The 26,865-nt window shown below is 60.1% G+C and carries 25 protein-coding genes and 1 riboswitch; of the genes, 13 read left to right on the top strand and 12 right to left on the bottom strand.

What is annotated here, in order from left to right; genetic code table 11:
• The 6 genes from AB4074_RS19590 to AB4074_RS19565 all read left to right on the top strand — a co-directional run.
• A partial coding sequence (locus AB4074_RS19590) for an ABC transporter permease subunit (RefSeq protein ID WP_441414876.1) occupies nt 1-424 on the top strand: 424 nt, incomplete at its 5' end.
• Nucleotides 425-680: 256 nt separating this feature from the next.
• Nucleotides 681-1,466, top strand: a complete 786-nt coding sequence (locus tag AB4074_RS19585) for an amino acid ABC transporter ATP-binding protein (RefSeq protein WP_441414875.1) — start codon at nt 681-683, stop codon at nt 1,464-1,466.
• Nucleotides 1,467-1,482: 16 nt separating this feature from the next.
• Entirely contained in the window at nt 1,483-2,646 is a 1,164-nt protein-coding gene (locus tag AB4074_RS19580; RefSeq protein WP_441414874.1) for an ArgE/DapE family deacylase, read from the top strand.
• Between the two features lie 67 nt (nt 2,647-2,713).
• Nucleotides 2,714-3,253, top strand: a complete 540-nt coding sequence (locus AB4074_RS19575; protein WP_441414873.1) for a RidA family protein — start codon at nt 2,714-2,716, stop codon at nt 3,251-3,253.
• A 12-nt stretch (nt 3,254-3,265) separates the two neighbouring features.
• On the top strand, nt 3,266-4,459 hold the full coding sequence (locus AB4074_RS19570) for an aminotransferase class V-fold PLP-dependent enzyme (protein ID WP_441414872.1): 1,194 nt from the start codon (nt 3,266-3,268) through the stop codon (nt 4,457-4,459).
• Between the two features lie 263 nt (nt 4,460-4,722).
• The gene (locus AB4074_RS19565; protein WP_441414879.1) at nt 4,723-5,016 is read left to right on the top strand and encodes a CGNR zinc finger domain-containing protein; all 294 of its coding nucleotides are present in this window, start codon (nt 4,723-4,725) and stop codon (nt 5,014-5,016) included.
• A gap of 87 nt (nt 5,017-5,103) precedes the next feature.
• Here the strand turns inward: AB4074_RS19565 and AB4074_RS19560 are convergent, their stop codons facing one another.
• The gene (locus AB4074_RS19560) at nt 5,104-5,619 is read right to left on the bottom strand and encodes a DUF2127 domain-containing protein (RefSeq protein WP_441414871.1); all 516 of its coding nucleotides are present in this window, start codon (nt 5,617-5,619) and stop codon (nt 5,104-5,106) included.
• A gap of 121 nt (nt 5,620-5,740) precedes the next feature.
• Between AB4074_RS19560 and AB4074_RS19555 the strand changes: the two genes are divergently transcribed.
• From AB4074_RS19555 to AB4074_RS19545, 3 genes are read left to right on the top strand one after another with little or no spacing between them, the layout of a single operon-like run.
• Entirely contained in the window at nt 5,741-6,661 is a 921-nt protein-coding gene (locus tag AB4074_RS19555; protein WP_441414870.1) for an ABC transporter ATP-binding protein, read from the top strand.
• On the top strand, nt 6,658-7,467 hold the full coding sequence (locus AB4074_RS19550) for an ABC transporter permease (protein WP_441414869.1): 810 nt from the start codon (nt 6,658-6,660) through the stop codon (nt 7,465-7,467). Before AB4074_RS19555 ends, AB4074_RS19550 begins: the two co-directional genes overlap by 4 nt.
• Entirely contained in the window at nt 7,464-8,156 is a 693-nt protein-coding gene (locus AB4074_RS19545; protein WP_441414868.1) for a hypothetical protein, read from the top strand. The genes AB4074_RS19550 and AB4074_RS19545 overlap by 4 nt, the downstream gene beginning before the upstream one ends.
• 64 nt (nt 8,157-8,220) lie before the next feature.
• Here the strand turns inward: AB4074_RS19545 and AB4074_RS19540 are convergent, their stop codons facing one another.
• Entirely contained in the window at nt 8,221-8,580 is a 360-nt protein-coding gene (locus AB4074_RS19540) for an ArsR/SmtB family transcription factor (protein ID WP_441414867.1), read from the bottom strand.
• Nucleotides 8,581-8,627: 47 nt separating this feature from the next.
• A riboswitch (M-box (ykoK) riboswitch) is annotated at nt 8,628-8,802 on the top strand.
• Between the two features lie 299 nt (nt 8,803-9,101).
• On the opposite strand from AB4074_RS19540, the gene AB4074_RS19535 reads away from it, so the two are divergent.
• From AB4074_RS19535 to AB4074_RS19525, 3 genes are all read left to right on the top strand, one after another.
• Entirely contained in the window at nt 9,102-10,739 is a 1,638-nt protein-coding gene (locus tag AB4074_RS19535) for an NRAMP family divalent metal transporter (protein WP_441414866.1), read from the top strand.
• A 156-nt stretch (nt 10,740-10,895) separates the two neighbouring features.
• Complete coding sequence (locus AB4074_RS19530) at nt 10,896-12,194, top strand: LCP family protein (protein WP_441414865.1); 1,299 nt, start codon at nt 10,896-10,898, stop codon at nt 12,192-12,194.
• Between the two features lie 38 nt (nt 12,195-12,232).
• The gene (locus AB4074_RS19525) at nt 12,233-12,715 is read left to right on the top strand and encodes a carboxymuconolactone decarboxylase family protein (RefSeq protein ID WP_441414864.1); all 483 of its coding nucleotides are present in this window, start codon (nt 12,233-12,235) and stop codon (nt 12,713-12,715) included.
• 1,473 nt (nt 12,716-14,188) lie between these two features.
• Here the strand turns inward: AB4074_RS19525 and AB4074_RS19520 are convergent.
• Both AB4074_RS19520 and AB4074_RS19515 read right to left on the bottom strand, forming a co-directional pair.
• A complete protein-coding gene (locus tag AB4074_RS19520) occupies nt 14,189-14,884 on the bottom strand; it encodes a hypothetical protein (RefSeq protein ID WP_441414863.1) in 696 nt (231 codons plus the stop codon).
• A 358-nt stretch (nt 14,885-15,242) separates the two neighbouring features.
• Nucleotides 15,243-15,365, bottom strand: coding sequence for a hypothetical protein (locus tag AB4074_RS19515; protein WP_441414862.1), 123 nt, complete (start codon nt 15,363-15,365; stop codon nt 15,243-15,245).
• Between the two features lie 58 nt (nt 15,366-15,423).
• On the opposite strand from AB4074_RS19515, the gene galU reads away from it, so the two are divergent.
• Nucleotides 15,424-16,314, top strand: a complete 891-nt coding sequence (gene galU, locus AB4074_RS19510) for a UTP--glucose-1-phosphate uridylyltransferase GalU (RefSeq protein WP_441414861.1) — start codon at nt 15,424-15,426, stop codon at nt 16,312-16,314.
• On the opposite strand, the gene AB4074_RS19505 is transcribed toward galU, so the two are convergent.
• From AB4074_RS19505 to AB4074_RS19470, 8 genes are all read right to left on the bottom strand, one after another.
• Entirely contained in the window at nt 16,311-16,913 is a 603-nt protein-coding gene (locus AB4074_RS19505; protein WP_441414860.1) for an arsenate reductase/protein-tyrosine-phosphatase family protein, read from the bottom strand. The two genes, galU and AB4074_RS19505, sit on opposite strands and share 4 nt — an antisense overlap.
• 319 nt (nt 16,914-17,232) lie before the next feature.
• The gene (locus AB4074_RS19500; RefSeq protein WP_441414859.1) at nt 17,233-17,841 is read right to left on the bottom strand and encodes an LPXTG cell wall anchor domain-containing protein; all 609 of its coding nucleotides are present in this window, start codon (nt 17,839-17,841) and stop codon (nt 17,233-17,235) included.
• 185 nt (nt 17,842-18,026) lie between these two features.
• Nucleotides 18,027-19,913, bottom strand: coding sequence for a DUF4012 domain-containing protein (locus AB4074_RS19495; RefSeq protein ID WP_441414858.1), 1,887 nt, complete (start codon nt 19,911-19,913; stop codon nt 18,027-18,029).
• A 2-nt stretch (nt 19,914-19,915) separates the two neighbouring features.
• Nucleotides 19,916-21,229 (bottom strand): UDP-glucose dehydrogenase family protein, encoded by a 1,314-nt coding sequence (locus tag AB4074_RS19490; RefSeq protein ID WP_441414857.1) that lies wholly within the window; start codon nt 21,227-21,229, stop codon nt 19,916-19,918.
• A gap of 43 nt (nt 21,230-21,272) precedes the next feature.
• A complete protein-coding gene (locus AB4074_RS19485) occupies nt 21,273-22,715 on the bottom strand; it encodes a sugar transferase (protein WP_441414856.1) in 1,443 nt (480 codons plus the stop codon).
• A gap of 26 nt (nt 22,716-22,741) precedes the next feature.
• Complete coding sequence (locus tag AB4074_RS19480) at nt 22,742-23,716, bottom strand: GDP-L-fucose synthase family protein (protein WP_441414855.1); 975 nt, start codon at nt 23,714-23,716, stop codon at nt 22,742-22,744.
• Entirely contained in the window at nt 23,716-24,744 is a 1,029-nt protein-coding gene (gmd, locus tag AB4074_RS19475) for a GDP-mannose 4,6-dehydratase (RefSeq protein ID WP_441414854.1), read from the bottom strand. Before gmd ends, AB4074_RS19480 begins: the two co-directional genes overlap by 1 nt.
• Nucleotides 24,745-24,782: 38 nt before the next feature.
• Nucleotides 24,783-26,027: a glycosyltransferase family 4 protein gene (locus AB4074_RS19470; RefSeq protein ID WP_441414853.1), complete on the bottom strand. Its 1,245-nt coding sequence runs from the start codon at nt 26,025-26,027 to the stop codon at nt 24,783-24,785.
• Nucleotides 26,028-26,865: the final 838 nt, after the last annotated feature.

Below are 26,865 nucleotides of genomic sequence, written 5' to 3'. Positions count from 1 at the left end.
GAAGCAACAATCAGTAGTTCCTGTCGGCGGCCTCCGGTCTCCAAACTCATTTGCGGGCTCCAACCGCACCAAGTCAACGCGGGGTCACCGGGCGACCATAGAATTTTCCTCCATCCGTGGCGCGGCCGGTAGGCGGCCGATCAACTCATTCGGAATCCCCGGCGTTTCCCTCGACGCAAACGCCCTCATCACTCCCTTCGCCGCGGCGATCCTTGGGCTCGGCCTAAATGAGGCCGCCTACATGGCTGAAATCGTCAGGGCCGGAATAATCGCCGTCGACGGTGGACAAAACGAAGCCGGCGCCGCCTTGGGGATGACGAAATTCCAAACCATGTACCGCGTGATCCTCCCCCAGGCGATGCGCGTGATCATCCCTCCCACCGGAAACGAATTTATCGGGCTGCTGAAGACCAGTCGCTTGTAAGCGTCATCGCAGTTCCCGATCTTCTCTACTCGTCCCAGATCATTTACTCGAGGAATTTCCAGACCATTCCGCTGCTGATCGTCGCCAGCATCTGGTATCTCCTTGCGACAACGATCCTGTCCACAGGCCAGTTCTACATCGAACGCCACTTCGCGCGCGGCACAAAGAACATGCCAATGACCCCTCTGCAACAAATCCGCCACTTTTTCCGCACCCACGCGAAGCCGATGGCACCGGCGACGGACAGGAAGAAAAAATGAATGCAACGCCATCCAGCCCCAGCCGCCCGATGCTCAGGGCAGAGAAAATACATAAGTCGTACGGCCGGATCGAAGTCCTGAAAGGCGTCGACCTCGAAGTCCAAGCCGGTGAAGTGTTGTGCCTGATCGGTCCCTCAGGATCAGGCAAGAGCACCTTCCTGAGATGCATAAACCATCTTGAAACGGTCGATGCCGGCAGGCTCTGGGTCGATGGCGAAGTTGTCGGTTACGAGCAACGGAACGGCAGGCTCCATGAACTCGCCGACCCGGACATCTGCCGTCGCCGTGCCGAGATCGGCATGGTTTTCCAGCACTTCAACCTCTTTCCGCATATGACCGTGATGGAAAACCTCATCGAGGCACCTACGAGGGTCCTGAAGGAATCCAAAGCCGTAGCGGTCAAAAGGGCCGCAAGCCTGCTCGAACAGGTCGGGCTGTCCGACAAGACGAACGCGTATCCTCGTCACCTCTCGGGAGGACAACAGCAACGCGTGGCAATAGCCAGGGCACTATGCATGCGCCCAAAACTCATGCTCTTTGACGAACCTACCTCGGCGCTGGATCCGGAGCTGGTCGGCGACGTGCTGAACGTGATGCGCGAACTGGCAAGGAGCGGCATGACAATGATTGTCGTTACCCATGAAATGGGATTTGCCAAAGATGTGGCCGACCGGGTCGCTTTTTTCAACGGCGGGCAGATCGTCGAAATCGGGCCGGCCCGCCAAGTGATCACCTCACCCGCCCATGAACGTACCAAAGCCTTCTTGGCCTCAGTCAGATAAGCCGGAGACCCACTAAATGACGCAGGCAAACGACCACGACACCATGGAATCCGTAGTGACCTTGCTGTCCGATCTGATCGCTATCGACTCCTCCAACCCGGACCTGGTGCCGGGATCTCCGGGGGAAACGGAAATCGCCGACTATGTCAGCCGATGGCTTGATCGGAGAGGATTCGACATCCACCGGCTGGAAACCAGACCAGGGCGTCCATCGATCGTCGCTATCGCAAGAGGAACTGGAGGCGGACGCAGCCTGATGTTGAACGGCCACCTCGACACGGTCGCACTCAACGGCTACGAGGGAGACCCACTCCTCCCCGTCGTCAAAGACGGGAACATATACGGGCGCGGAGCGTTCGACATGAAATCGGGACTCGCCGCGATGATGGTTGCAGCCGCCACGGTTGCAAACGACAGCCACCGAGGAGACATCATTCTGGCGCTGGTTGCGGACGAAGAGTACGCAAGCGCTGGCACCAAGGAAGTCCTAAGGCAATTCAGCGCTGACGCCGCGATCGTCTCAGAGCCCAGTTACTTGGAAGTCACGATCGCCCACAAGGGCTTTGTCTGGTTCGAGGTCACCGTGGAAGGAAAAGCATCGCATGGATCACGACCTGATCTAGGAGTTGATGCGATCGCCAAGACGGGCCGATTCCTTGTCGGGCTGGATCGCCTGTCAAAGCAACTCGCTGCGGGATACGGCCACCCGATGCTGGGCAACGGAAGCATCCATGCCTCCTTGATCAGCGGTGGCGAAGAACTCTCCAGCTACCCGGCCCGCTGCACCGTCTCGCTAGAACGCAGGACGGTGCCAGGGGAAACCCCCGAGACGGCCGAGGCGGAACTCCGCACAATCCTTGCTGAAGTCGCCGAGGAAGATCCAGACTTCAGCTACGGATTGCGGCGGGTTCAGTCGGGAAACACCTTTGAAACGCAACTGGACCAGCCCATCGTCCAGGCAACCCTGAACGCAGCGGAACGCGTTCTGGGCAGATCTGCCTCCCTGAGGGGGGAACCGTTCTGGACGGACTGCGCCCTCCTCTCCGAAAGGGGCATCCCGTGCCTGCTTTTCGGTGTGGATGGCGGGGGTGCCCATGCCCCCACCGAGTGGGCCTCTTTGGATTCCCTGTGGGACGTCACCCGCATCTTGACCGAAACCGTGCGGGATTTCTGCCGCTGACAGGAACCCACCGGCGCAGAACCCGCCGGCAAACACACTGGAAACCCTGTGCCTCACTACTCAAAAAATGGAGGAAAACACATTGAGCACGAACGCACTCGAAGGTACGGTACGGGGACGCCTTAAGGGTCTCAACATTCAACTGCCCCGCGTCGGTACCCCGCTAGGCAGCTATGCCCCTGCGGTAAGAACAGGGAACCTTGTATTCACTTCCGGCCAACTCCCTCTTGTGGACGGCAAGCTGGAATCGACCGGGAAGCTGGCAGACGGGATCAGCGCAGACCTTGGCTACGAGCTCGCCCGCACCTGCGCACTCAACGCCATGGCAGCTGTCGCGGACCTGGTTGATCTCGATTCAATCGTCCGTGTCGTCAAGGTAGTCGGCTTCGTAGCCTCCGCACCGGGCTTCACTGGACAGCCGGCAGTAATTAACGGGGCCAGCGACGTCTTGGCACTGATTTTCGGAGACCAAGGCGTCCATGCACGCTCCGCGGTCGGCGTAGCCGAACTGCCGCTCGGTTCGCCGGTCGAAGTGGAAATCGTTGTCGAAGTCCGCAGACCGCACCCTGCAATCCCACTGCCCAGCACCAGAATACGAACCATCTAAGGAATGACCCACATGTTTGATATCCAGGCGATCCGAGCAGCAAGACCCGGATGCGAAAACCGCATCCACCTGAACAACGCCGGCGCAGGACTCCTCTCGCGTGAAACACTGACCACCATGACCGGCCACCTGGAACTGGAGGCGAGCATCGGCGGATACGAGGCTGCAGCCAGCGAACAAGGGAGGATCGCCCAGACTTACGCGAACATCGCGGAACTGATCAACGGACAAGCCAGCGAAATCGCGCTATTCGATAATTCAACACACGCTTGGAATGCCGCCTTCTACTCCATGTCCTTCAAAAAAGGCGACAGGATTCTCACCGGTCGGGCGGAATACGGGAGCAATGTTCTGGCCTATCTCCAAATAGCCCAACGGACCGGCGCGGAAATCGTCATCGTCCCTAACGACGAACACGGCCAACTCGACCTCCGCGCCATGGAAAACCTCATCGACAACCGGACAAAACTCATTGGAGTGAGCCACATACCGACGAGCGGTGGCCTCATCAATCCGGCCGCAGAAATCGGGCAGATCGCCCGAAAAGCCGGAGTTCCGTTCCTGTTGGACGCAACCCAATCCGTCGGCCAAATTCCCGTTGACGTCGAAGCACTGGGATGCGACATGCTCACAGCAACGGGTCGCAAATTCCTCCGGGGACCCCGGGGCATAGGGTTCCTGTGGGTCAGGACAAGTGCTCTGGAACATCTTGAGCCGTTCGTGGCCGAAATCGCGTCCGCGACATGGAATGGAGACCGCGGCTTTGAATGGCAGCCCGGAGCGACCCGCTTCGAGACCTGGGAATACAGCTACTCCAACATCCTCGGACTCAGCGCCGCGGTTCGTCAGGCGCTGGACATCGGCATGGAAACCATTGCCCACCGATGCGTTGAGCTGGGCGCATCTCTGCGCAGCCAGCTTGACGCAATCCCGGGAGTGACCACGTTCGATCTGGGTGCCAGAAAAGGCGCCATCGTCACTGCAAAGTTCGACAGCATTCCAACAGATGTTGCGGCCGCGATGTTGGGGAAACAAGGCATCAACGTCTCCACCACGGTTCCGGAGCAGACGCAGTTCGACACCGAAGACCGGGGAGTTCACCCCCTTGTCCGCCTCTCCCCGCACTACTACAACACCGAAGCTGAGATCGCCCAGGCAGTCCGAGCCATTAGTGATCTGGCAAGTCAACGGCTCGCCAACGTCTAGCGGCGGCACTCAGTGGTGGCGCGGGTAAATACCTTGATATAGAGCACGCCATAGAGATTCTTAACGCAGCTCATGAGTGCAGGAACGACCCGTCAAACGAGGAAATTTCCGCTGCGTGCTCAAGTGTCCTGGCAGGTACCACCGTTGAACCGCTGAGCTTGCGAGAGAACCGGCGTCTGATTCTGCTCTGCGAGACGATACTTGCCAGTTTCCACGATGGTCTCGATGAGTTGGTTCAGACCCTCAATTTAATATCCGCCGAAATGAGGCTTTCCATCAGGATCAGCCGAAATGCAAACGGAGTATGGGAACGAGGCTTGGAAGCTCCCGCGAAGAATGCCTTCTCCATCTTAGTAGCTGCGATCGTTTCGGCCCTCATGGTGATGGTCCTTGATGCTCCGCTCACCTGCATCAAGACTTGTGGAGCGAGAGCCTGCATGAGGGTATTTTTCGATTCCACGAAAAACCAGTCCCGCCGCTATTGCGCACGGAGAGGGTGCGCGGCAAGAACCCATTCCGCCAACTTTCGACAACGGAAAGGACAGAAGAACCCCTAACGACTGGCCGATCCAGGTCCATATTAGTACCACCGCGCCGATCAACTCACACGTCCCGCTGTCGATCGCCACGGCCGGGCAGGTCCCTTACTCGGCTGGCTGGGACGTAGGGGAGTGCTGTTGATTTCGCGCCCGGTGGAGTCGGTATTCGCGTGCGGTGATCCAGACGATGAAGATGTCGAAGGCCGTCAGGAGGACAAGGCCCCAGGAGAAGGCCACGGCGATCCTGTAGCCCTGGTACAGGATGAAGACCAGCAGGAACGCGATCATCCACGGGTAGGCCCAGAGCTTGTCCTTCAGGACGGCCCAGACCAGGACGATTTTGACCAGCCCGTGGAGCAGTAGGTAGATCGCGCCGAACAGCGTGGCTGAACCTGAGAGGTTGGAGCTCAGGTGCACCAAGCTGTTCGCCAGGAAGTCGTGCGGATCCTGGGCGAGTTCGTGCTGGGTGAGGAACCGGACCAGATCTCCGATTTGTTTCGGCGTGACCACTAAGAGGAGGATTCCGCCGATCAGTTCCAGGACGCCGTCCAGGCCCTTCAGGATGAGGCTCACGCGAAATGTCCGGTCGAGCAGGGTTGTTTCAGCCGGTTTCGTTTCCATCACACTTCCCTCCGCTACCTCAAGATACATTCTTTCTTATGTGGACACTGCGGGACCTCACTGCGCGGGAACGTCCATTCCCGGAAAGGAATTATTTTCATGAACCGCACGGACGTAGACCATGCCTGATCCCAAAGGAGTTCTCGCAATTGAAACGCATGGCCTGAGCAAGCACTTTGGCAGGCATACCGCCGTCGACGGCCTGACCATGCGCGTGCCTGCGGGAGCCATCGCGGGCTTTATCGGTCCCAATGGGGCAGGCAAGACGACCACCCTTCGCCTGCTCCTAGGGCTGGTGCGACCGGATGCGGGGAGCGCTAATGTTCTGGGCCACTCTCTCACTGAATTCGAGCGCTATCTGCCGCGCGTCGGGGCGCTCGTCGAAGCGCCGGCGTTCTATCCGGGCCTTTCCGGCCGGACCAATCTGGAGGTGCTCGCCCGCCTTGGTGGCCATCCCCGTTCCCGCGTGAGCGAACTGCTGGAAGTGGTGGGACTCTCCGATCGGGCGCGTGATCGCGTCGGAACCTATTCGCTGGGCATGAAGCAGCGACTTGGGGTGGCGATGGCCCTGCTGCCCGATCCGGAACTGCTCATTCTCGACGAGCCAGCCAATGGCCTTGATCCCCTGGGCATCATCGAGATGCGCGAGATGCTGCGCCGTTTGGCCGGCGAGGGGAAAACCATCCTGCTCAGCAGCCACTTGCTCGGCGAGTTGGAACAGCTCACCGACTGGCTGATCATGCTCAATCAGGGGAAGGCCCTGTTCTGCGGGCCGGCCCGGGAGCTGTTGGCCCAACGCGTCGAGGTAGTGGTCGAAGCGCAGGACAGAGTCCAGTTGGATCTGGCGGCCAGGATCGCGGGCGAGGCCGGCTATGCGGTCACGAGGGAGGATCAGCTCTTGCGCATCGCCTGTCCTGCCGGTTTTGACGAGACCTTGAACCGGCAGGCCAGGGAGGCCGGCGCGCCGGACCTGACCATCCGGGTAAGGGAAGCCAGCCTCGAGCAGCTGTTCCTGGCTTTGCTGAAAGGAGACCGCTCATGATTTCCGTGATCCGTGCGTTTCGCAGCGAATTGCTCAAGTTCCGGCGCTGGAGTGTTTTGGCGGTCGCGGGGGCGATGCTGGTGGTGAGCACCTTTATCGCTTATCTGACGTTCCACCAGATCGCATCCGGAGCCACCGGCCGTGAGATGACCGGCCTGATTGCAGCGTTCCCCACACCTCAGGGATTGGTCTCGATCATTGGCCAGGCCCGCTCCGTGATCATTGCCATCGCGCTGGTGATGGTGACAGCCAATCTCGCCGCGGAATGGTCCCAAGGGACGCTGCGCAACCTGTTGGTCTGTGAGCCGCGCCGCCTGCGGTGGTTGGCGGGCAAAATGCTGGCGCTGGTACTTTTTGTGCTGCTCTCGATGCTGCTCACGCTGCTCATCAGCGGCACATTCATCCTTGTCGTTGCCCAAGGACAGGGGATTCGGACGGATGCCTGGACGTCTCCGGAGGGGCTGCAGGTCTTTTTGGCCTTCCTGGGCAATGAGGTACTTTGCCTCATCGGGGTGAGCGCACTGGGCATGGTCATCGCCGTGCTCACCCGTTCGGTCGCGGCCAGCGTCGGGATCGCCCTGGCCTACATCCTGGTGGTCGAAGGCATCATCGCGGTGGTTTTGCCGCAGGTCAGCCAGTGGTTCCCTGGCCGGGTGTTCAACACCATCGTGGGGACCACCGTGCCCCTCGTGGGTCCGACGCCTCTCCAAGGTTATCCGGCGGCCCTGGGAGCAGCGCTCCTGTGGATTGTCGGCTTCGTTGTAGTGAGCGCCGTCGTGTTCCCGCGACAGGACGTTAAAGCGTGACAGAAAGAGCACGCAATGTCCGCTCCGGCGTCGTCGGCAACGAGCGCCTGACCGCACTGACAGGTGCCGTAGTGCTGGTGCTGTCGGTGGCCGAGATCGCCACTGTTCCGACCCTGGGCAACCTGATCGTGGCGCACTTTTTCGTTGGCGTGCTCCTGGCCGGGCCGGTGGTGGCCAAGACGGCCAGTACAGGGTGGCGATTCATTCGCTACTACTCACGGGATCCCGCCTACCGCCGCAAGGGTCCGCCCCGGCTGCTACTGCGAATGATCGCTCCGCTGCTCGTGGTCTCGACGCTCGTGCTCATCGGCAGCGGCATCGCCTTGGCCATCACCGGGCCTGCCCCCGAGATCCTCATCCGGGTGCACGTTGTCAGCTTCCTCATCTGGCTCGCCACCCTCGCTGTGCACGTCTTCGCATACGTGAGGCGGGTACCGCAGCTAATCGCCGAGGACTGGCGGCGCCGCACCGACCCGCAGAAGCGCGGGAAACCGGAGCCATTGGGACGCCGGATGCGCCTTGCGGTCAACATTGCGGTGCTCGTGCTGGCCGCGATCGCTGCGGTGCTGCTTTTGCCGACTGCCGCACCATGGGAGGGATGGCGTGGTCAGGCCGTGACCGGCCCTGGGGTCCTCGCCGTCGCAGTGTGCATCGGGACCGCGATCGCGGTGATGCTCAAGCGCCGCTAGCCGGGGAGGAAGGGCTAAATCACGACGCCGGTGAAGCTCGCACATGCGGCCGCCCGGCTCACACCTAGTCTGTGATGTCGGCGTGGTGGTGGCGCGGGGTTCCGTCAAGGGAGTGTTCGGCCTGGAATATGGCATCGGTAACGAGTTGGCGGACGTGCTCGTTCGCGAGGCGGTAGTACACGCGGGTTCCGGCTTGCCTCGTGGTAACTACGCGGCCGAGGCGCAAATTGGCCAGATGTTGGGAGACTGCTGCCTGGGATTTATGGACCAGATCCGCCAGCTGGTTGACGGGCAATTCGCCGTCGCGCAGTGCAAGAATGATGCGGACCCGGGTGGCGTCGGCGAGCATCGCAAACACCTCGACGGCTAGTTCGACGTACTGGCTGTCCGGCTCCCGGCCGCACACAGCGTTATCTGCATCCATGCTTATATTGTTTCATACGGATAAAATGAGGTATATATATTGAGCAAGGTGCCGTTCGTTAGCTGAGGCTCCTTCGCGGAAACATGCCAGCGACCCCCAACGTCGAGAGACGCCCCGGGTCAGGACAGGCCGCCCCGGCATTAAGGGGTGGTCCCGATTGGCTCCTGGACACAGTCCGGGTTCACGCCGCGAAGTGCCAAAGGTCTTACGAGGAGGGGCATGTGCGGGCCTCAATGCCCGCCCTCCCCGCGGCACGTCCAACAGCAGCAGGAGGTGACGGTTCCATCATGAACGATGGTCATAAACCCAGTCTCCCGTCCCGTTTTTCGGACTCCGCTTCAGCCTCCTGACACTCTGCGCTGATTCGGTCCGGCACGCCGGAGCCTGATCACGCCGGAGCCTGATCCAAGCGGCACGTACGTGCCCACCCTTACGCAAAAACGCCCGCCCATGCCACGTGCCCCGGTGAGGCTTATCCATGACTTTTTTGTGCCCGTTTCCGGGCAGAAGGCCGGTACATCATGACCGAAACCAAGACCCTGCTAGCGCCCTCCGCAGCCCTCGACACGGCCCACGTCGGCGACATCAAGGGTGCCTTCGGCACCATCCGCATCAATGACGAAAAGCCGCGCACGGGCATCAAAGCACGCCTGAAGACCCTGCTGGCGATCATCGGACCCGGGTTGATCGTCATGGTCGGCGACAACGACGCTGGCGCTTTCGGCACCTACACCGAGGCCGGACAGAACTATGGCACGTCGCTCCTCTGGACTCTGCTGCTGCTGGTTCCCGTGCTGTACGTGAACCAGGAAATGGTGCTGCGCCTGGGGGTTGTCTCCGGCGTGGGACATGCCCGCCTGATCCTCGAGCGCTTCGGCAAGTTCTGGGGCGCGTTCAGCGTCATCGATCTGTTCATTCTCAACGCCTTGACCATCGTCACCGAGTTCATCGGCATCAGCCTGGGCCTGGACTACCTGGGCATCCCCAAGATCCCGGGAATCCTCCTTGCCACCGCGGTGATCGTGGGCGCCGCGAGCACCGGTTCCTTCAAGCGTTTCGAGCGCGTCTGCCTGACCCTGGTAGCCGGGTCCCTGCTGCTGGTGCCGATCATCTTCATGGTCCATCCCGACGTCGGACAAGTCGCCCACGACTTCGTTGTACCCGGCATGCCCCAAGGCGCGGACCTGTCCACGGTGACGTTGCTGATCATCGGGATCGTCGGAACCACCGTGGCGCCGTGGCAGCTCTTCTTCCAGCAGTCGTACATCATCGACAAGCGCATCACCCCACGGTTCCTGAAGTACGAGAAGGCCGATCTCTGGCTGGGGATCACCATCGTCATCGTGGGGGCCGCCGCGATCATTTCCTTCACGGCGGCGACCTTTGCCGGCACCCCGGAGTTCGGCAACTTCACCGACGCCGGCGGTGTCGCCGTCGGTCTCGAACAGCACGTCGGAAAGGTTGCTGGTGTCTTGTTCGCCCTGGCACTGATCGACGCCTCGATCATCGGGGCCGCCGCCGTCGGGCTTTCGACCTCTTATGCGCTCGGTGACGTCTTGGGGCTCAAGCACTCCCTGCACCGGAAACTGTCCGACGCCAAAGGCTTCTACGCCGTGTTCGCCGGAGTCCTGCTCCTCTCGGCCATTGTGGTCCTGATCCCGGGCAGCCCTTTGGGTTTGCTCACGGTCGGGGTCCAGGTGCTGGCCGGGGTCCTGCTTCCCTCGGCCACCGTGTTTTTGCTGCTGCTCTGCAATGACAAGCAAGTGCTGGGACCTTGGGTGAACGGTCGGTTCATGAACTTCTTCACCTCGGCTGTGATCGCGGTCCTGGTCATCCTTTCCTTGGTGCTGACCGCCGGGGTGTTGTTCCCGGACATGGGCTCCGAGGCCATCCTGGGCATCCTCATCGGAGGTGCAGCTCTCTCCGCCGTCGCCGGGGTTGTGTTCCTGGTCTACCGCGGAATCCATCCCGCAGCGCCGAGCCCCGATGAAGTCGACCGGTCACAGCGGCCAACCTGGCGCATGCCCCCGATCGCCCTGCTCACCGCCCCCAAATTGTCCACCGGGCACCGGATCGGCCTGACGGTTCTGCGCACGTACCTGCTGGTCGCGATGATCCTGGTTATCGTCCGGGTGGTCCAGCTAGCTCTTGGCGCCTGATGGTTTCCGCGTCATCAAGGCCATTACGCGGATGGCCGATTACAATCTGCTTACCCGCTGGTCGCGCCGCGGACCCAGCCACCACGCCAACCGCGGCGGGGACAGGAGAATTTCATGAATGATGGGCACCACACAAGCTCTCAAGGTCCTCGCCATATGCGCCCCAAGTCCCGGCGCAAGTCCGTCATCCTGATCTCGGCGACGGCGGTCGCCGCAACCGTCGCCCTGGCGGCCGCCGTCGCGGTCACCTATGTGGGCGCGACGGCGGTTGCAGTGAACAACAACGTCCACCGCTCGGATGTCCTGAAGGACCTGAAAACGCTGCCCGCGGCGGTGCCGAAGCTGAGCCAGGACACGAACATCCTGGTCATGGGGCTGGACACAAGAGTTGATGAGAAGGGCAAGCCTCTTCCTCCCGAGATGTATGACGCCTTGCACGCGGGGGATGAGAATATCGGCGGCTACAACTCCAACGTCCTGATGCTCATCCATATCCCCGCGGACGGTTCCAAAGCCACGGGAATCTCGATTCCCCGGGATGACTACGTCCAGGTGGACGGCATACCCGGGAGCGGCCCCTTCAAAGCGAAAATCAAAGAGGCGTACGGCTACGGTTTCGCGGCCGAGAAGACCTCCCTGATCAATTCGGGAAAGCCCGACGACGACGCGACCTACCAGGCGGCGCGCGACGCCGGGCGCAAAGCCGAAATAGCAACCGTGACCAAGTTCCTGGGCAGCGTTCATATCGATCACTTCCTCGAAGTCACCATGGCCGCGTTCTATCAGACGGCCCAGGCCATCGCACCCATCACCGTGTGCGTCAACCGGGCAACCCAGGACACCTTCTCCGGGGCCGACTTCAAAGCGGGCATGCAGCAGATCGATGCCAAGCAGGCCATGGCCTTCGTGCGGCAGCGCCGGGACACCTCCGACCCGACCTACCTCTTCTCGGACCTGGACCGCGAACGCCGCCAGCAGGCCTTCATCGCCTCGGTCTCCCACCAGCTCAAAGACGCCGGGACCTTCACCGATATCGGGAAAATGCAAGGTGTCCTGGATGCGGTGAGCAAGAACATCGTGGTGGACTCGGAATTGAACCTGATCCAGCTGGCCCAGCAGGCCACGTCCCTGACCGGGGGCAACATCTCCTTCTCCACACTGCCGATCACAGGCTTCGGCTGGTCCCCGGATGGCGCGTCCATCAACACCGTGGACGTAAGTCAGGTGCAGGCCACCGTCAAGGAACTCCTCACCCCGGTCCCGCCGGCTCCCGCACCGACGACGACGGCGACCGCGACGACGGCGGCTGCCTCGCCTGCGGCGCCCGCACCCGAAGCGCCACCAGCCTCGGAAGCGGCAACCCCAGCGGCGGCCACCCCGTCAGCACCTGCAAGCAACGTCTACGCGGATTCCACCGGGGCCCTCCAGGGCGGTGCCATCGCCTGCGTGAAGTAGCGCAGCATCGAGGTTGCTCTCTCCGATAGGCTCGGCGAATGAGTGAAAATACCCCAAAACTCGCAGGCTACCTGGACAAGCAACAGCCGGGCCTTTATCAAGCCCTGTCCGACTACGCGGGTCAGGTCACTGCCGAGGCGGACAGGACCGGGATCCCGCGCCGCACCCTGGAGTTGTTGAACTACCGGGCTTCGCAGATCAATGGCTGCGCCTTCTGCCTGGATCTGCATCACCGCCGCGCCATCGGCTACGGAGAGACCGAGCAGCGGCTCTCCCTGGTATCCGTGCATGGCGAGGTGGGGCTCTTCAACGAGGCCGAACAGGTGGCGCTTGAACTGGCCGAACAGATCACGCGGATGAGCACCGCCCGTCCGACCCCCGAGCTGTTTTCCCGGGCGCGGAAGGTCTACACCGAGGAGCAGATCAGCGTGCTGTGCATGGCATGCATCGGCATCAACGCCTTCAACCGCTTGTCCATCCTGAGCGAGCACCCGGTGCGCAAGGCCCGTTCGTCGTCGTGAAGCGTGCCAAGTCCCAGGATTCCCCTTAGCCTCGTGGGGGCTCGGTGCTTGAATTCTTCCGCCTACTGTGCCGCCACAGGTAAAGTCCCCAGCATCCGAGGCCCAGGAACAGAACTGATGCGACAGCCCGCCACCAGACAAAGGGTTGCGAAGACGCGAAAAGGATTGCATAGGCAAAGAACGAAGCGCTTATCCAAGGATTCGGAATCTTGTTGGCCATCGGGCCGCCTTTCGGATACGGAGTGCTTGAAGGGGAGCAGGCTACCAGCCGCGACAAGTGGCGAGGGTGAGTCCGATGCCCGAGAGGGTGCCGACGAGAGACCAGCCAACCACCGCTCCACCTGGGGCAAATACGGTGACGATGTTCAGGCCCACACCCACCGCGCACGTCCAAGTGATGCTCGCAGTGCTTCCGCCGATGTTCAGGTTTGCGACCTGCTTGCCTCCGATGCAGACATGAAGGTACCCGGGACAAGTGCTCGGGTTGTTGTTGGTCCAATTGTGGGATCCCCCATACTGACGCAGAAGGAGTAGTACTTTCCTGCCGGTTCTCGCAGCTCCGGTCTGGCGGCTCCTGCTGGTGACTCTGAGATGGATGGTGATGTGACCGGGGGTTCCGCGGCGCTGGCAGGGGCTAGCCCGGCGAACACCAAACCTGCGCTGACTGCCAGGATTAGTGCAATCTTTTGATGTTTTTCAGGGCGCGGAGGGCTTGCCACGCTTCTCGGTGGGGGCGGCCACTAAAAACTTGAGAGCTACGCGCGATCTTCATTTCAGTCATCCTGTTCTTCCGATTTCCACTCACGGGTTCGTAGGAACATAGCCGCCACCAGCATCAGTAGTCCGCCGATCCAGCCGACTATCGCGAAGCTCCCTCCGACTGCTGCGAATGCGAAGCACGCAGGAGCCGCCAACATCGGTAACATGAAGGTTCTGTTTGCCGCCATGAATTGACCCCTACTTTCACTCGGCGATTGACCAAGGCGCGCGAACACGACCCGCCGCGGGCCATCGATGCTTTGCCTGCCGTAGGATCCAAATGTTCTGGAATAACTGCGACGACGCGATGAGTTGCACTGTTCCTCTTTGAATTAGGATCGGCGCCGGTCCTGTGCTGATCCTAACCAGCCGTTTCCACCTTTTGGTCCGGATTCCGCAGAATTGAGTGCCAAATCTGAATAATTGAGTACCAAAGCGGAGCAAATTGAGTAGTGCGCCGACTGTTCTCTGTGAGTGAGCGTGCTTCGCCTGGAAGCGTAGCTAAGAAGTTGGCGTGACGAGGAACAGATGAGCGTTTTGTGCATGGCGTGCATCGGCATCAACGCCTTCGACCGCCTGTCCATCCTGAGCGAGCCCCCGGTGCGCAAGGCCCGTTCATCGTCGTGAGGCGTGCGAAGCGTAGGCGTGCGAAATGAAGGCGTGCGAAATGATGGCGCGCGAACACGGCCGCCAGTGGTCAGCGTGCTTTGAAATTCACTTCAGAAAGGTTGCGTTGAAGGAGTCCAGGTCAACTACGACCCCGTTGAGGCTTTGGTTGAATTTCTGCTGGACGCCGATGCGCATCGTGGTTGGCGTATTCCATCCACCGTATTGGACCGGCGTCGGGGAACGGTAGTTGGCCGTCCACCTGTTGTAGTTGATGTTGCGGGTATCGGTGTCCCAGAGCGGGACGTCGGAGAACGCTGTGGTGTTGTTCATCATTTGCGGCCACATCCCGGACCCTGAGTAGATCACGGGCCGAACACCCATGCCCTTAACCCCGTCGACCATAGCGCGCGTAATTTGAGGTCCGCCCGTTTCGGCGTCAAGAGCAAAGAACTGGAGCTGGGACGCGTAGGGTCCGGCCGCGTTGATCCCGCCTTGCCAGCAGTTGGGGTCCCGCGTGTATACAGCGATTTTCAGACCAGCGTCGAGGGCCATTTTCAGCTGGGTCTGGGTCCGGGACCAAGTGTTGCAGGTTCCCCATGCGGTGGAGTGCATGACATACAGCCGGAATCCGGCCTGATAGGCCTTCACAAACCAGCTGGGGTCGGTGATGGTATTTGCGGTATCGAGGACTTTCACGGAAGAGTTCGCCGCGTTTGCGGCTGGGGCAAAAGCAAGGCCGAGGATGATCAATAGGGCTGTTACGGCGGCGATGGCGTTTCTGGCAATGGTCCTGATGTTCAAGGGGTGCTCCTAGCGCAGGCATGGATGATTCCGACGCGACGATGTTGCGCAGGTTCCGGCCCCAGCCCCAGGTAGACGACAATGCGTCCTGCATCTGATGTGATGCGAACACCTAGGCTATGCCCGGATTCCCATGGGCGGCAAGCATTCGCGCAGATATTTCGCGCACCGCTTGCGGTCACCCTGGGATTGTCACCGGCGTCCGAAGGCCATAACAAGGGCTACCAGTGCAGCACTCATTAGCACCGCTGCAACCCAGATCCACTGCTGTCCGTCCAAGTTCCCCCCGATCTCAGGTCTTGGCTCAGTCTCGGGCCGTCCGGCCTTCTGCGTCTCGGCTGGACACTTGTGCGCAAGACTACTCCGGGCGTCCAGCAACTGTCAGCGGATTTCCGTAATCGACTTCGGAGGCAGCCGCGAAGGACGTAGGGGCATCACCCAGTGCGTAAGGCCCGCTGCTGACGACTTCCTGACCGGACACGCCGAAATCTTGCATCAGGGATTAGCGTTTTTGAAAATCCATTCGTAGGATTTGCCCTATGTCTATGGGGAAACTAGTTCGAAAAGCAGTTATTCCGGCAGCCGGATTGGGCACGCGCTTCTTGCCTGCCACCAAGGCGATGCCGAAGGAGATGTTGCCGGTGGTAGATGAGCCTGCCATCCAGTATGTGGTTGAGGAGGCCGTAAGGGCAGGACTCAGCGACCTGCTGATGATCACGGGCCGCAACAAGCGCTCACTGGAAGACCATTTCGACCGTGCACCTGATCTCGAACGTACTTTGGAGCTGAAAGGCGACGAAGCCCGTTTGGATGCCGTGCAGCATGCCTCCGGGCTTGGGCCTATCCACTATGTGCGGCAGGGCGAACCGAAGGGCTTGGGTCATGCCGTGCTGTGCGCGAAGCAGCACGTAGGCGATGAACCGTTTGCCGTGCTTTTGGGGGACGACCTGATTGACGAGCGGGATCAGCTTCTGTCAACCATGATCGACGTTCAAGCGAAGACCGGCGGCTCGGTGATTGCCCTCATCGAAGTGGAGCCGTCGCAGATCAGCGCGTATGGCTGCGCCGATATCACGCCCATCGTGGGGGAGGATTACGTCCGGGTCAACAGCCTTGTGGAGAAGCCTTCCATTGAAGAAGCGCCATCAAACCTGGCTGTGATTGGACGATATGTCCTGCACCCGGCCGTGTTCGATGTCCTCGAAGAGACGGGGCCCGGGCGCGGTGGCGAGATCCAGCTGACCGACGCCCTTCAGACCCTCGCAAAGGGCGAAGGCGAAGGCGCGGGCGTTTACGGGGTCGTCTTCCGCGGACGTCGCTACGATACCGGGGACAAGCTCAGCTACTTAAAAGCCGTCATCACGCTGGCGTCCGAGCGGGCCGAATTCGGTGAAGACCTCAAAACCTGGATGAAGGAATTCCTCGGCTAGGACGGCTGCATGCTTAGCCGCGCGTAACGGAGAATCCTGAGGATGGCCGGAGCCAGCTCGTCTTCCATCCGCAGGTACGCGTCGGCGCCCTGTTTGTAGGGGTCCGCGACGTCGTTGTCCGAGGATTTTGCCGCCAGGACGAGGTGACGCACGGAGGAAGCCCGTGCCGGCAGTTCTCGCCATTGTTGGGTGTAGTCAGCGCCCGACGGCGATGCGTCACCTCGTTCTTCAAGGGCCGTCACCATCCGCGCGAACTCGCGGATGGTGAACGTCCGTTTGAGCAGGGAGGCGTCCAACTGCAGAACTTCCCCGCGGTGGTGGGACGCCATGGTGAGTACCAGGTCCGATTCCCTCAAGATCTCCTGAGTGAGCTGGCGCGCGGCAAAGTCTTCGGGTGTGCCGCCGTATGTGCGGATAATGTCCGCTGACAGGGGTTGGATGGGACTGCCCACCATGGCGCGGGTGCCGGCACTGCGGACTTCGAAGCCGCCGGGGAGAACCTGGTCCAGCCCTGCCTGAAGCAATCGTTCGGCTACGGGGGAGCGGCAGATGTTGCCGGTGCAAACGGTCAGTATCCGAACGGGGTGGGGCGATTCCAAAGGTATAGCTCTTTCACTAGCTGGCAGGTGCGCGTGACACCTGTGTTTTACAAGTTAACACGAGAGTCATTATCACGTGTGCCGCATGAGTGCGAAGGCAGCAACACTGAAGGAAACCGCGGCCAGCAGGATCAGAAAAATGATCGGCCATGCCGCACTCGGAATCGCTGGAATTCGTGGAATCGCTGGCAATCCCACCCTGAAGCTGAGCCGCTTGCGGCGTCGCCAATGTCTCCCCATGTTCATAAGTTACCGTAGGCGGAAACAAAGAGGGGTTGTTTCCGGATCACCGGAAACAACCCCTCCTTTTATTTAGCGTTTAGGCTGTTGCTGCGGTTTCGTTCTTTGCGCGGCGGCGGGCCACCACTACAGAAGTCGTGCCGGCTACGAGTGCGCCAGCGCCAACCAAGCCCCAAAGGATCAGGCTGGAGTCCACGCCGGTGTTAGCCAGGCCGGTACCACCGGTGTTGGCCAGTGCTGCTCCACCTGTGTTTGCCAGAGCGGCCGGTGCGGCCGCAACGACGGTTGCCGTGACAGTGTGTCCGGAGCTCACACCAACGGCGGTCAGCTGATAGGTGCCCGCTTCGGTGAGCGTGACTGGCAGAGCGAAAGCGCCGTTGGCGTCGGCCACGGCGGTCACTTCGGTCGGAGCGAGCGAAAGCGAGCTGCCAACTGCCATGACTGCAGCACCGGCGCCCGGTGCTGCTGCGCCCTGCGGCTTGCCGGATACTGTGATGACGATAGTGATGCGGATGGTTTCTCCGGGCTTGAAGCCGGTGCCGGAGAAGGTGATGGTTGCACCGGGTGTAACGATGGAACCGGAAACGGTGCCCGGTGCCGGTGCCGGGTAATCAACGGCCATTGCTGGTGCCGAAGCGGCAAGTGCGATGCTGCCCGCAAGCGCGATCGCTGCAAGTGATTTCTTCAATTTTAGTCCCCCTGAGACCTTGGTACGTGCTTGAGACCTGCTGCGCAATTCATTGTGTTGACGTGATTTCATCCACCACGAACACGTGAACTGAAATCTGAGACCTACCCAAGAGAGAAACTACCATCCTAAGGGTGCTTACTGCAAAGTAAATCCAAACTCGTTACAAAGGGTTAACGTGCCGTCTATCCTGCGGCGCCGCATGTTTCCGATTTGGTAGGGAGAACCACCTTGTCAACGGATTCGACGGTTGGTGTCACTACCACTTCGGGTTGGTTGTGCTGCACGATTTTTCCGAAGGTGAATTCCACGGTGCTGCTTTGTCCAGGTGCCAGCCGCACTGAAAGGGTTGCAACGGGCCTATTGTCGTGTTGCTGTGCGCCGAAGGGGACTTTGTTCCCATCCTGGGTAGCCGTTACCACCTGGGACTGGGCGGGCCCATAGGCGATCACATTGCTTTGGGCCGTACCTGGCGGCACACCAAAGGCTCCACCGCCGGTCACATATCCCGGCAATGAGGTCGCTGCATCAGCGGGAGCCGTGTTAGTGCTGGTGACCTGCACCTTGACGGTCCCGTAACCGTCGGCCGCCGGGCATTCCTGGATGAGCTGCACGGTGCGTTTCACGTAGTAGTCCATTTTTGCGCCAGTGCCATCATTGAAGTAGGCACCGAACTGGGCCGCGGGGACGCTGGGACCGGAAATAGATCCACTGAGCGTGTATTTCCCGAGAGTGGACTGTTCTGCCGTGTCCGCTGACCAGAGCAGCACCCTGTGCTCGGCTACGCCCTTCCCGACGCCAGCCAAGAGATTCTTGGCTTCGCCTTTCCCGGAGGAGAGCGCTCCGAAGATTTCCTTGGCCACGGCGGCGAAGTAGAGGTCCTGCGCTTTTGGATCGTTGATTTGGGCGTACACGTCGGAGAGAACGGTTTTTACAACGTTCTTGCCCGAGAGCTGGGTCGGTAGCTTCCCTTCGGTCAGCGCAAGCATCTGCGGGTCTTGGAGGCTAACGGGTCCTGTGGCGTCGAGGATATAGCCCAGAGCCACCGGGTCGATCGAGACGACGCCGTCCAGGTGGTCACCCTTTTTCTGTTCCCACATCCTCAGTGCCGTAGTAGCCGAAGTGGGAAAATCCGGGGTGAAGTTAACGTCCTGCATAAACGTGCCCATGCGGTCGGTATAGATGCGCTCTTGCTCGGCATCCACGGATACCGCAGGATTGAATACCCCAAGTTCGGCGGCGCTGGTCTCCGCGGAAAGGCTGACTTTTCCCCTGTCGGCAGTAAGCACGACCAAGGCTCCGGGAATACCGCCCGTAGCGCGGGCCTCGGCATTATTCTGGACAAGGAGCAGGTAATGCCGTGGCTTGTCAGATCCCAACATGACGGGGGCCAAGTTCGCCGCGTCGGATGCCGTGTCCAACTCGTCCACAACAGCGCTAAGTTGTTGCCTCACCTGCGTTAATGGTCCGGCGATCTCGGGAAGCAGTTTACCGGCGTCGATAGCGTTCAGCCGCTCGGCCGACGCGCGAACGGCGTTCGCGGATGACGCCACGGCCGGCGCCGCTTTTCGGATCGGCTCCAGATCCGTACCGCTGCCGCTGGGGACTAGCTTGTCCCAATTCACGGCGCTGTAAACCTTCACCAAGGGGGCGACGCCCAAAGTTGCGACATCGTCCGCTGAACGCGCTATTTCCGAGGTCGCGGAGAAGTTTGCGCCCAGCCCTGGAGTCACCGAGGCTAGGGACCAGACAGGATCGGTCGCCGCATCGCGTGCGGCGGCGGTGTGACGGCGTAGCTCGTCTACGGCGGCGGAAGCCTCAGCGGGATGGTTCTGGAGGATGCTCTCCTTAAGTTTGGGCACCAAATGTGTAGATGCTTCAAGTTCTGCCTTGATAGTGGAGGCCTTCGCACCCAGCCAGAGGGCGGCGGCGCCGGCCATCACTACGAAGACCACAAGGCAAACTCCGGCTGTTAGCAACCGCCGGCGACGCTTGCCTGGAACGGAGCTTCGCTTCCCCCTGCGCAGTTCGGGTTCCTCGGGGATGGCTTCTGATTGTTGAGTATCAGTCACGCCTACGGCCTTCCGAGTCCGCGGTAGTGCCAACCGGCGGTACGCCATTTGGCAGCGTCCAGGACATTTCGTCCATCCAGGATCCGGAGTCCGGCGACGCCGCTGCTCACCTCGAAGGGGTCAAGGTCTTTGTATTGCTGCCATTCAGTGAGCAGGAGGAGGGTATCGGCTCCAGCCATCGCCGTTTCCAGGTCCGGTTCATACTGCAGTTCCGGGAAGCGTTTTGCCGCGTTTTCCAAGGCCTTCGGGTCGGTTACGGTGACCACTGCTCCCTGGAGTTGAAGTTGTGCGGCGATGCTGAGCGCTGGCGAGTCGCGGACGTCGTCGCTTTCGGGCTTGAAGGCAGCACCGAGGACCGTGATGTGGTGTCCCAGCAAGCTTCCTCCGCAGAGTTCGCGGGTGAGCTCAACAACGCGCGTGCGGCGTCGCATATTGATGGAGTCCACTTCCCGCAGGAAGGTCAAAGCCTGATCGGCACCCAATTCGCCGGCCCTTGCCATGAAGGCCCGGATGTCCTTAGGGAGGCATCCACCACCAAAACCGATGCCCGCGTTGAGAAATTTGCGGCCGATCCTGTCATCCATTCCGATGGCGTCTGCGAGCCGGGTGACGTCTGCGCCCGCTGCCTCGCAAACTTCGGCCATGGCGTTGATGAAAGAGATTTTCGTAGCCAGGAAGGAGTTCGCAGCTGCTTTGACCAGTTCGGCAGTCGGGTGATCGGTGACCAATCGAGGGGTTCCTGTGGAGAGCGGAACGGCATAGACCTCGTCCAGAACCGAAACGGCAGTGTGATCTTCCGAGCCGTCGGCGACGCCGTAGACCAAGCGGTCAGGTGAGAGGGTGTCCTGTACAGCATGACCTTCGCGTAAGAATTCGGGATTCCATAGGAGGTGTGCCCCGGGTTCACTCTCGGTGACGAGGTCAGCTAGGCGGGAGGCGGTTCCCACGGGGACAGTGGATTTTCCGACCACAATGTCGCCGTGCCGTATGTGGGGGATGAGCGCTTTCACAGCAGCATCGACATAGCGTAGGTCGGCCTGATTTTCACCTTTTTTCTGGGGTGTCCCGACGCATATGAAGTGGACGGCGCTACCCTCGGCTGCGGACATTTCGGTGGTGAAGGACAGCCGTCCCGTCTCCTGCACGTCTCGAAGGAGTTCATCCAAACCCGGTTCGAAGAACGGGGCACGGGCAGCGGAGAGCGTGCTGATCTTTCGCTCGTCCACGTCGATGCCGACCACCTCGTGGCCAAGCTTGGCCAGGCAGGCGGCATGTACGGCGCCGAGGTAGCCGCAGCCTATGACTGAAATGCGCATTATGTTGGCCTTCCCCAGAGGGTTGTTTCTGCGTCAGAGCTGGTTAGTAAGCGCCATGGCCGCCGAAGACGGCTCGGGCGGTGCGGAGCAAGATAATGAGGTCTCCGGCCAATGACCAGTTTTCCACGTAGTACAGATCCAGACGCACGGAGTCTTGCCAGGAGAGATTTGACCTTCCGCTGACCTGCCAGAGCCCAGTAACTCCCGGTTTGACCAGAAGGCGCCGCCGCACGTCCTGTTCGTAGGCCTCCACTTCCTTTGGCAATGGTGGACGAGGCCCCACCAAACTCATCGAACCGAACAGGACGTTGAACAGCTGGGGAAGCTCATCCAAGCTATATCTGCGAAGGAAACCCCCCGTGCGTGTTATGCGCGGATCGTTCCTGATTTTGAAGAGAACGCCGTTTCCTTCATTCCGGTGAGCGAGATCGGCGAGCCTTGCCTCTGCGTCAGCCACCATGGTGCGGAATTTGAGCATCTTGAAGGGTGCTCCCTCAAACCCGACGCGTTCTTGCCTAAAGAGGATCGGACCGGGACTATCGAGCTTCACCATGAGCGCCAGCACTGTCAACAATGGTGAAGACAGAACAATCAGCCCCGCAGAGACCGCCACGTCGAACAATCGTTTCGCGACGCGTTGACCGGCCTCAAGACTAGGCGTAGTGACGTGGATGAGCGGGAGTCCGGCAACCTGCTGTGTGTGGATGCGTGGTCCGGCAACGTCGGTGAGGGCTGGTGCCAGAATGAGACCGATGTTGCGGTCGGCCAATTCCCACCCAAGTTGGCGCAGCGTTCTCGGATTAAGCTGCATCCCCACGGTGACGGCGACGGCGTCAGCTGCGCACCGTTCGATCGCGTTGAGAATCGCGTGTGTCGTCGGCTCATGGCCAAGTACCGGGAGCCCGATGGCGGCCAGTTCTTGAGAGTGGGCGGAGTCGCCTGTCGTGTAGGCGCCGATGGGAGTGTAGCCGGCGTGCTTCTCGCGGACCAGGGTCTCAGCCAGGTGGATGACTGCCCCAGGACTTCCGAGCAGCAGAAGCCGCGACATGCGCCGGCCCTTCTGCCGGTGGATGCTGAGGTGCTGCCGAAGGAGCCAACGTGCCAGAAGGAGACCGCCGAGGCCTGCAGGTAGGGCAATCCCGACGTATCCGCGGGCAGTGTCTACCCGGAAGACGTAAGAGAAGATGGCAACAAAACCAAATAGCCAAAGGGAAGCAGCTGCCACGCGCTTGTACTCGTCAGGTCCTGAGCCGAGGATCCGGCTCTGTCTCGTGTTCCAAGCCCCAAGCATGAGCCACCACGTAATGGCCAGGATTATCGACAACGAAACATAATCTTGTCCGGAAATTGAAACGCCCGAGTCCAGTCCGAACCGGATGCTGTAGGCGCCGGCAACAGCCCAGACGATCACCAAGGCGTCAACTATTCGGAGGGTACGCGAAGTACGCGCCCTCCAGTTTGCCTCTTGACTCAAAGAGTCCCCCATTTCAAATTGAGCGCCGCTTGGATTTCTCAGTTACGGATTTCAGCCAAATTTGATCGGTACCAATCCACAGTGGCCTTGATTCCTTCTTCCAGACCAATGGAAGCAGACCATCCAGCGTTGGAGAGCTTGGAAACGTCCAACAGTTTTCGTGGTGTGCCATCTGGCTTGGAAATGTCCCATTCGATGGCACCGGAGAAACCGACGGAGCTTGCCACGATCTCGGCAAGCTCCTTGATAGTCACATCCGTCCCGGTTCCGACATTCACTTGTTCCGGGCCGTCGTAGTTCTCCAGCAGATGCAGGCAAGCGGCGGCCATATCGTCCACGTGCAGGAATTCACGTCGTGGCGACCCGGTGCCCCAGTTGGTGACCACTGGGGTACTGGACTTGGCCGCTTCGTCGTAACGACGAATCAGCGCAGGCAAAACGTGTGAACCTTCCGGCGAGAAATTGTCGCCGGGCCCGTAGAGGTTGGTGGGCATGGCTGATATCCACGGGAGCCCATACTGTCGGCGAACTGCCTGCACGTGCATGATGCCTGCGATTTTCGCAATCGCATAGGCGTCATTGGTCGGTTCGAGGTGACCAGTGAGTAACGAATCCTCGCGAATTGGTTGCTCTGCGAACTTCGGATAGATGCAGGATGACCCAAGGAAGAGGAGGCGTTCGACACCGTGCTCGCGGGCCGCGTCCAGAACATTCACCTGGATACGCAAATTGTCGCTGAGGAAGTCCACAGGATAGGTGTCGTTGGCGAGAATACCACCCACTTTCGCGGCTGCCAGCACCACATAGCGGGGCTTGCTCCGCGCAAAGAACTCGAAGACAGCGTCGCGGTCCTTGAGGTCGAGCTCGGCCGAAGACTTGCCCACAAGCTGGGTGAACCCTTCGGTTTCCAGCTTGCGCCAAATAGCGGATCCCACCAAGCCGCGGTGTCCTGCTACATAGAATGTCGAGTTACGGTCAAGGCTGCCCGGCGTGAAAGAGATGGGCTCTGACATCAGTTCTTCCAACTGTCGAGATCGACTCCATCGATCCAATGGTTGCCCGCGTGCTTCAAAGCCTCGATATCGGCGTCCACCATGATTCGAGCCAGCTCTGGGGTGTGGACCGTTGCCTTCCAACCAAGTTTCTCTTGTGCTTTCGAAGCATCACCCACCAGGGCGTCTACTTCGGTTGGACGCAAGTAGCGCTCGTCAAAGCGCACGTGGTCTTCCCAGTTCAAGCCTGCGTGCTCAAAGGAGATTTGGAGGAAGTCGCGAACGGTATAGTTGCCGCCGGTGGCCAGAACGAAGTCGTCCGGCTCATCAACTTGCAGCATGCGCCACATTCCCTCTACATACTCGGCCGCGTAGCCCCAGTCGCGAACGGCGTCGAGATTGCCCATGTAGAGCAGGTCCTGTTTGCCGGCCTTGATCGCGGCGACGGCCCGCGTAATCTTCCGTGTCACAAACGTTTCACCGCGGCGGGGCGATTCGTGGTTGAACAGGATTCCGTTGACGGCAAACATTCCGTAGGCCTCACGGTAGTTCTTGGTCACCCAGTAGCTGTAAACCTTTGCGGCCCCATACGGGGAGCGGGGGTAAAAGGGCGTTTCTTCGTTTTGGGGAGGCGGGGTTGCACCGAACATTTCCGAGGAAGACGCTTGGTAGAACTTCGTGTCTACGCCAGACATGCGGACGGCCTCGAGCAGACGAATGGAGCCAACGCCGGTCGTGTCCCCAGTGTGTTCCGGTTCGTCAAAGGAAACACGAACGTGCGACTGTGCCGCGAGGTTGTAGACCTCGTCCGGCTGGATTTCGGCAAGCAGCGTCACAAGGCGGGCTCCGTCGCTCAAGTCCCCGTAGTGTAGGAAGAGCTTTGCCTGAGGGTCGTGTGGGTCTACGTACAAGTGGTCGATGCGGGCCGTATTGAATGTTGAAGCCCTGCGGATCAATCCGTGAACCTCGTAGCCCTTGCTGAGAAGTAGTTCAGCCAAGTAAGACCCATCTTGCCCCGTGATACCGGTGATGAATGCGCGCTTAGTCAAGATTTAACCCCCAAGATGCGAAAAACGTCGAATGCAGCCTAGCGGCCGCGCGATGATGCCAAGCTTGATACGAACTCATCATAGTGTGAGATTGCCACATCCTTCGACAACGTGACTTGCCTAAACCGCAATCCATTGTTAGCCAATTCCGTGCACTTTTCGGGATCCAGTGCGAGTGCTTCCGCAGCCTCCAGAAGCGCTAGAGGCTTTCCTGGGTCGACTCTGATGCCGCCGCCGGACGCATCGATTTCAGACGCTGTGACACTGCCGGGGTCTGTCGCCGCAAGAACTGGAACTCCCGCGTTGAAGTATGAGGTGAGTTTGCTGGGGACCGCCATATCTTTGACGCCGGGCAGCTCATTAACCAAGAGCATGTCGGCAGCAGCGAGAGCCCGTTGGAATTCATCCCCCGGAAGGGGACTTATAAAATCGACGTGCGCCACTTCCACCGCGGATGCTTCCAAACGCTGACGTTGATTACCATCGCCCATGAGGACAAAACGCACTCGGCTTTGCCGTTCATCGGCCAACCGGGCAGCCGCAACCACGTTCTCAAGTCCCTGTTTCTGGCCCATGTTTCCAGCATGCAGAACAATTATGTCCTTGGACGACCAACCCAGGCGCTCGCGCATTTCTTCCTGCCCGGATGCTGGTGATGGAGGCAAATGTGTCCAGTTTCGAATCACCCACGTGCGAGCAGACCGGATGCCGAGTTCAACAATCATGTAGTTCTGAAATCGCTCGTGGATCGCGACAACGCCATCGGCCGCGCCAAGTATCGACGCCTCCACTTTGGCCATAATTCGCCCCATCCTTGCGCCACTTGACCCCGTCTCAACGATGCCGCGGCTGTAAAGATCCTGGACCCAGATCCCAACGGCGGGTCGGTTTGGGCTGAGCCGTGCACGCAGAATCGCAAGACCAGAGGAAAAGAGTGCCGGGCTTACCACCACCACGACGTCCGGCCGTTCCCAACGGGTGAGCATCGACCTTAACCCGAAACTAAGTTCCATGTGCATCCGCTGGAGAGCCTTGGGTGTTCGCGGAATGTAGTGTCGAAGTCGTTTGACCCTCACGCCATCAACAACCTCGTTTTGCGTCCATCCGGCGTATCCAGGTTTTGGCCGCCACTCCGGATAGTGCGGAAAACCCGTGATCACCTGAACAGTGTGGCCCAAAGCAGAAAGACTAGCCGCGAGGCTTGCCGTGTATGGGGCATTGCCGGTTGGCTCTGGGGCATAGTTGATTCCTAGTATGGTTATGCGGAGTCGCGAAGCAGTCATGACGTAAGCCTAGTTTCAGGTTCAGGTACGTGCACGATCGATGAGGAGGGCCAAATGAACTCAGACGAACACAAAGCTAGCCAGGACCAGTTCATTCCGACGATAGATCTTCGATTGGCCCCCGGCGCGAAAGAAGCGTGGGACCGGCCGAGGACATTCGTCTACCTTTGGTCCATGGTCGAGCTCTTGCTGGTCACAAATCCATGGCAGGTGTCGTCAAAGATCCGGGTTGCTGCCCTGCGGGCCTTTGGCGCCAAGATTGGTGAGAACGTCATATTTCGGCCTAGAACTCGCGTTAAATTCCCGTGGAAACTCTGCGTAGGAGACTCAACCTGGATTGGCGAGGGCGTCTGGTTTCATAACCAAGACTACATAGTCGTTGAGGACAACGTCGTTATTTCGCAAGAAACCCTTCTTACAACCGGCAGCCATGCGCACCGTCAGGACATGGCACTAATTACGCGTCCGATACTAATCGAATGTGGGGCATGGGTTACGAGTCGATGCGTGGTGCTGGGCGGTGCACAAATAGGACGTTCGGCTATAGTGGCCCCCATGACCGTTGTCAGCGGCAGGGTCGATGCAAACACTATCGTTGAGACTCGCTCTGCGTCCGTCCGCGGCAAGCGTTTTGATGGGCCTAATATAACCCAGCGTGATGCAAAGAGTTGAGGACATGGGGTGAATTTCCTGGATGACGTCGGCTTCTCCAGGTGTTGGAGTTCAGTGAGCGGCCTTCTTCCAGATCGACACCCACACCCGTGAGCTCACGACCCCCCGGGAGCCATCGAGGTCCTGATCCTTCCCTTCCGACGGACCCAAGATGTGCTCGCCACGA

It is taken from the genome of Arthrobacter sp. 2MCAF14, from assembly GCF_052115645.1.
Classification (GTDB): Bacteria; Actinomycetota; Actinomycetes; order Actinomycetales; family Micrococcaceae; genus Arthrobacter.
The sequence above is the reverse complement of the archived record's forward strand: the minus strand, read 5'-3'. Positions and strand labels throughout refer to the sequence as shown.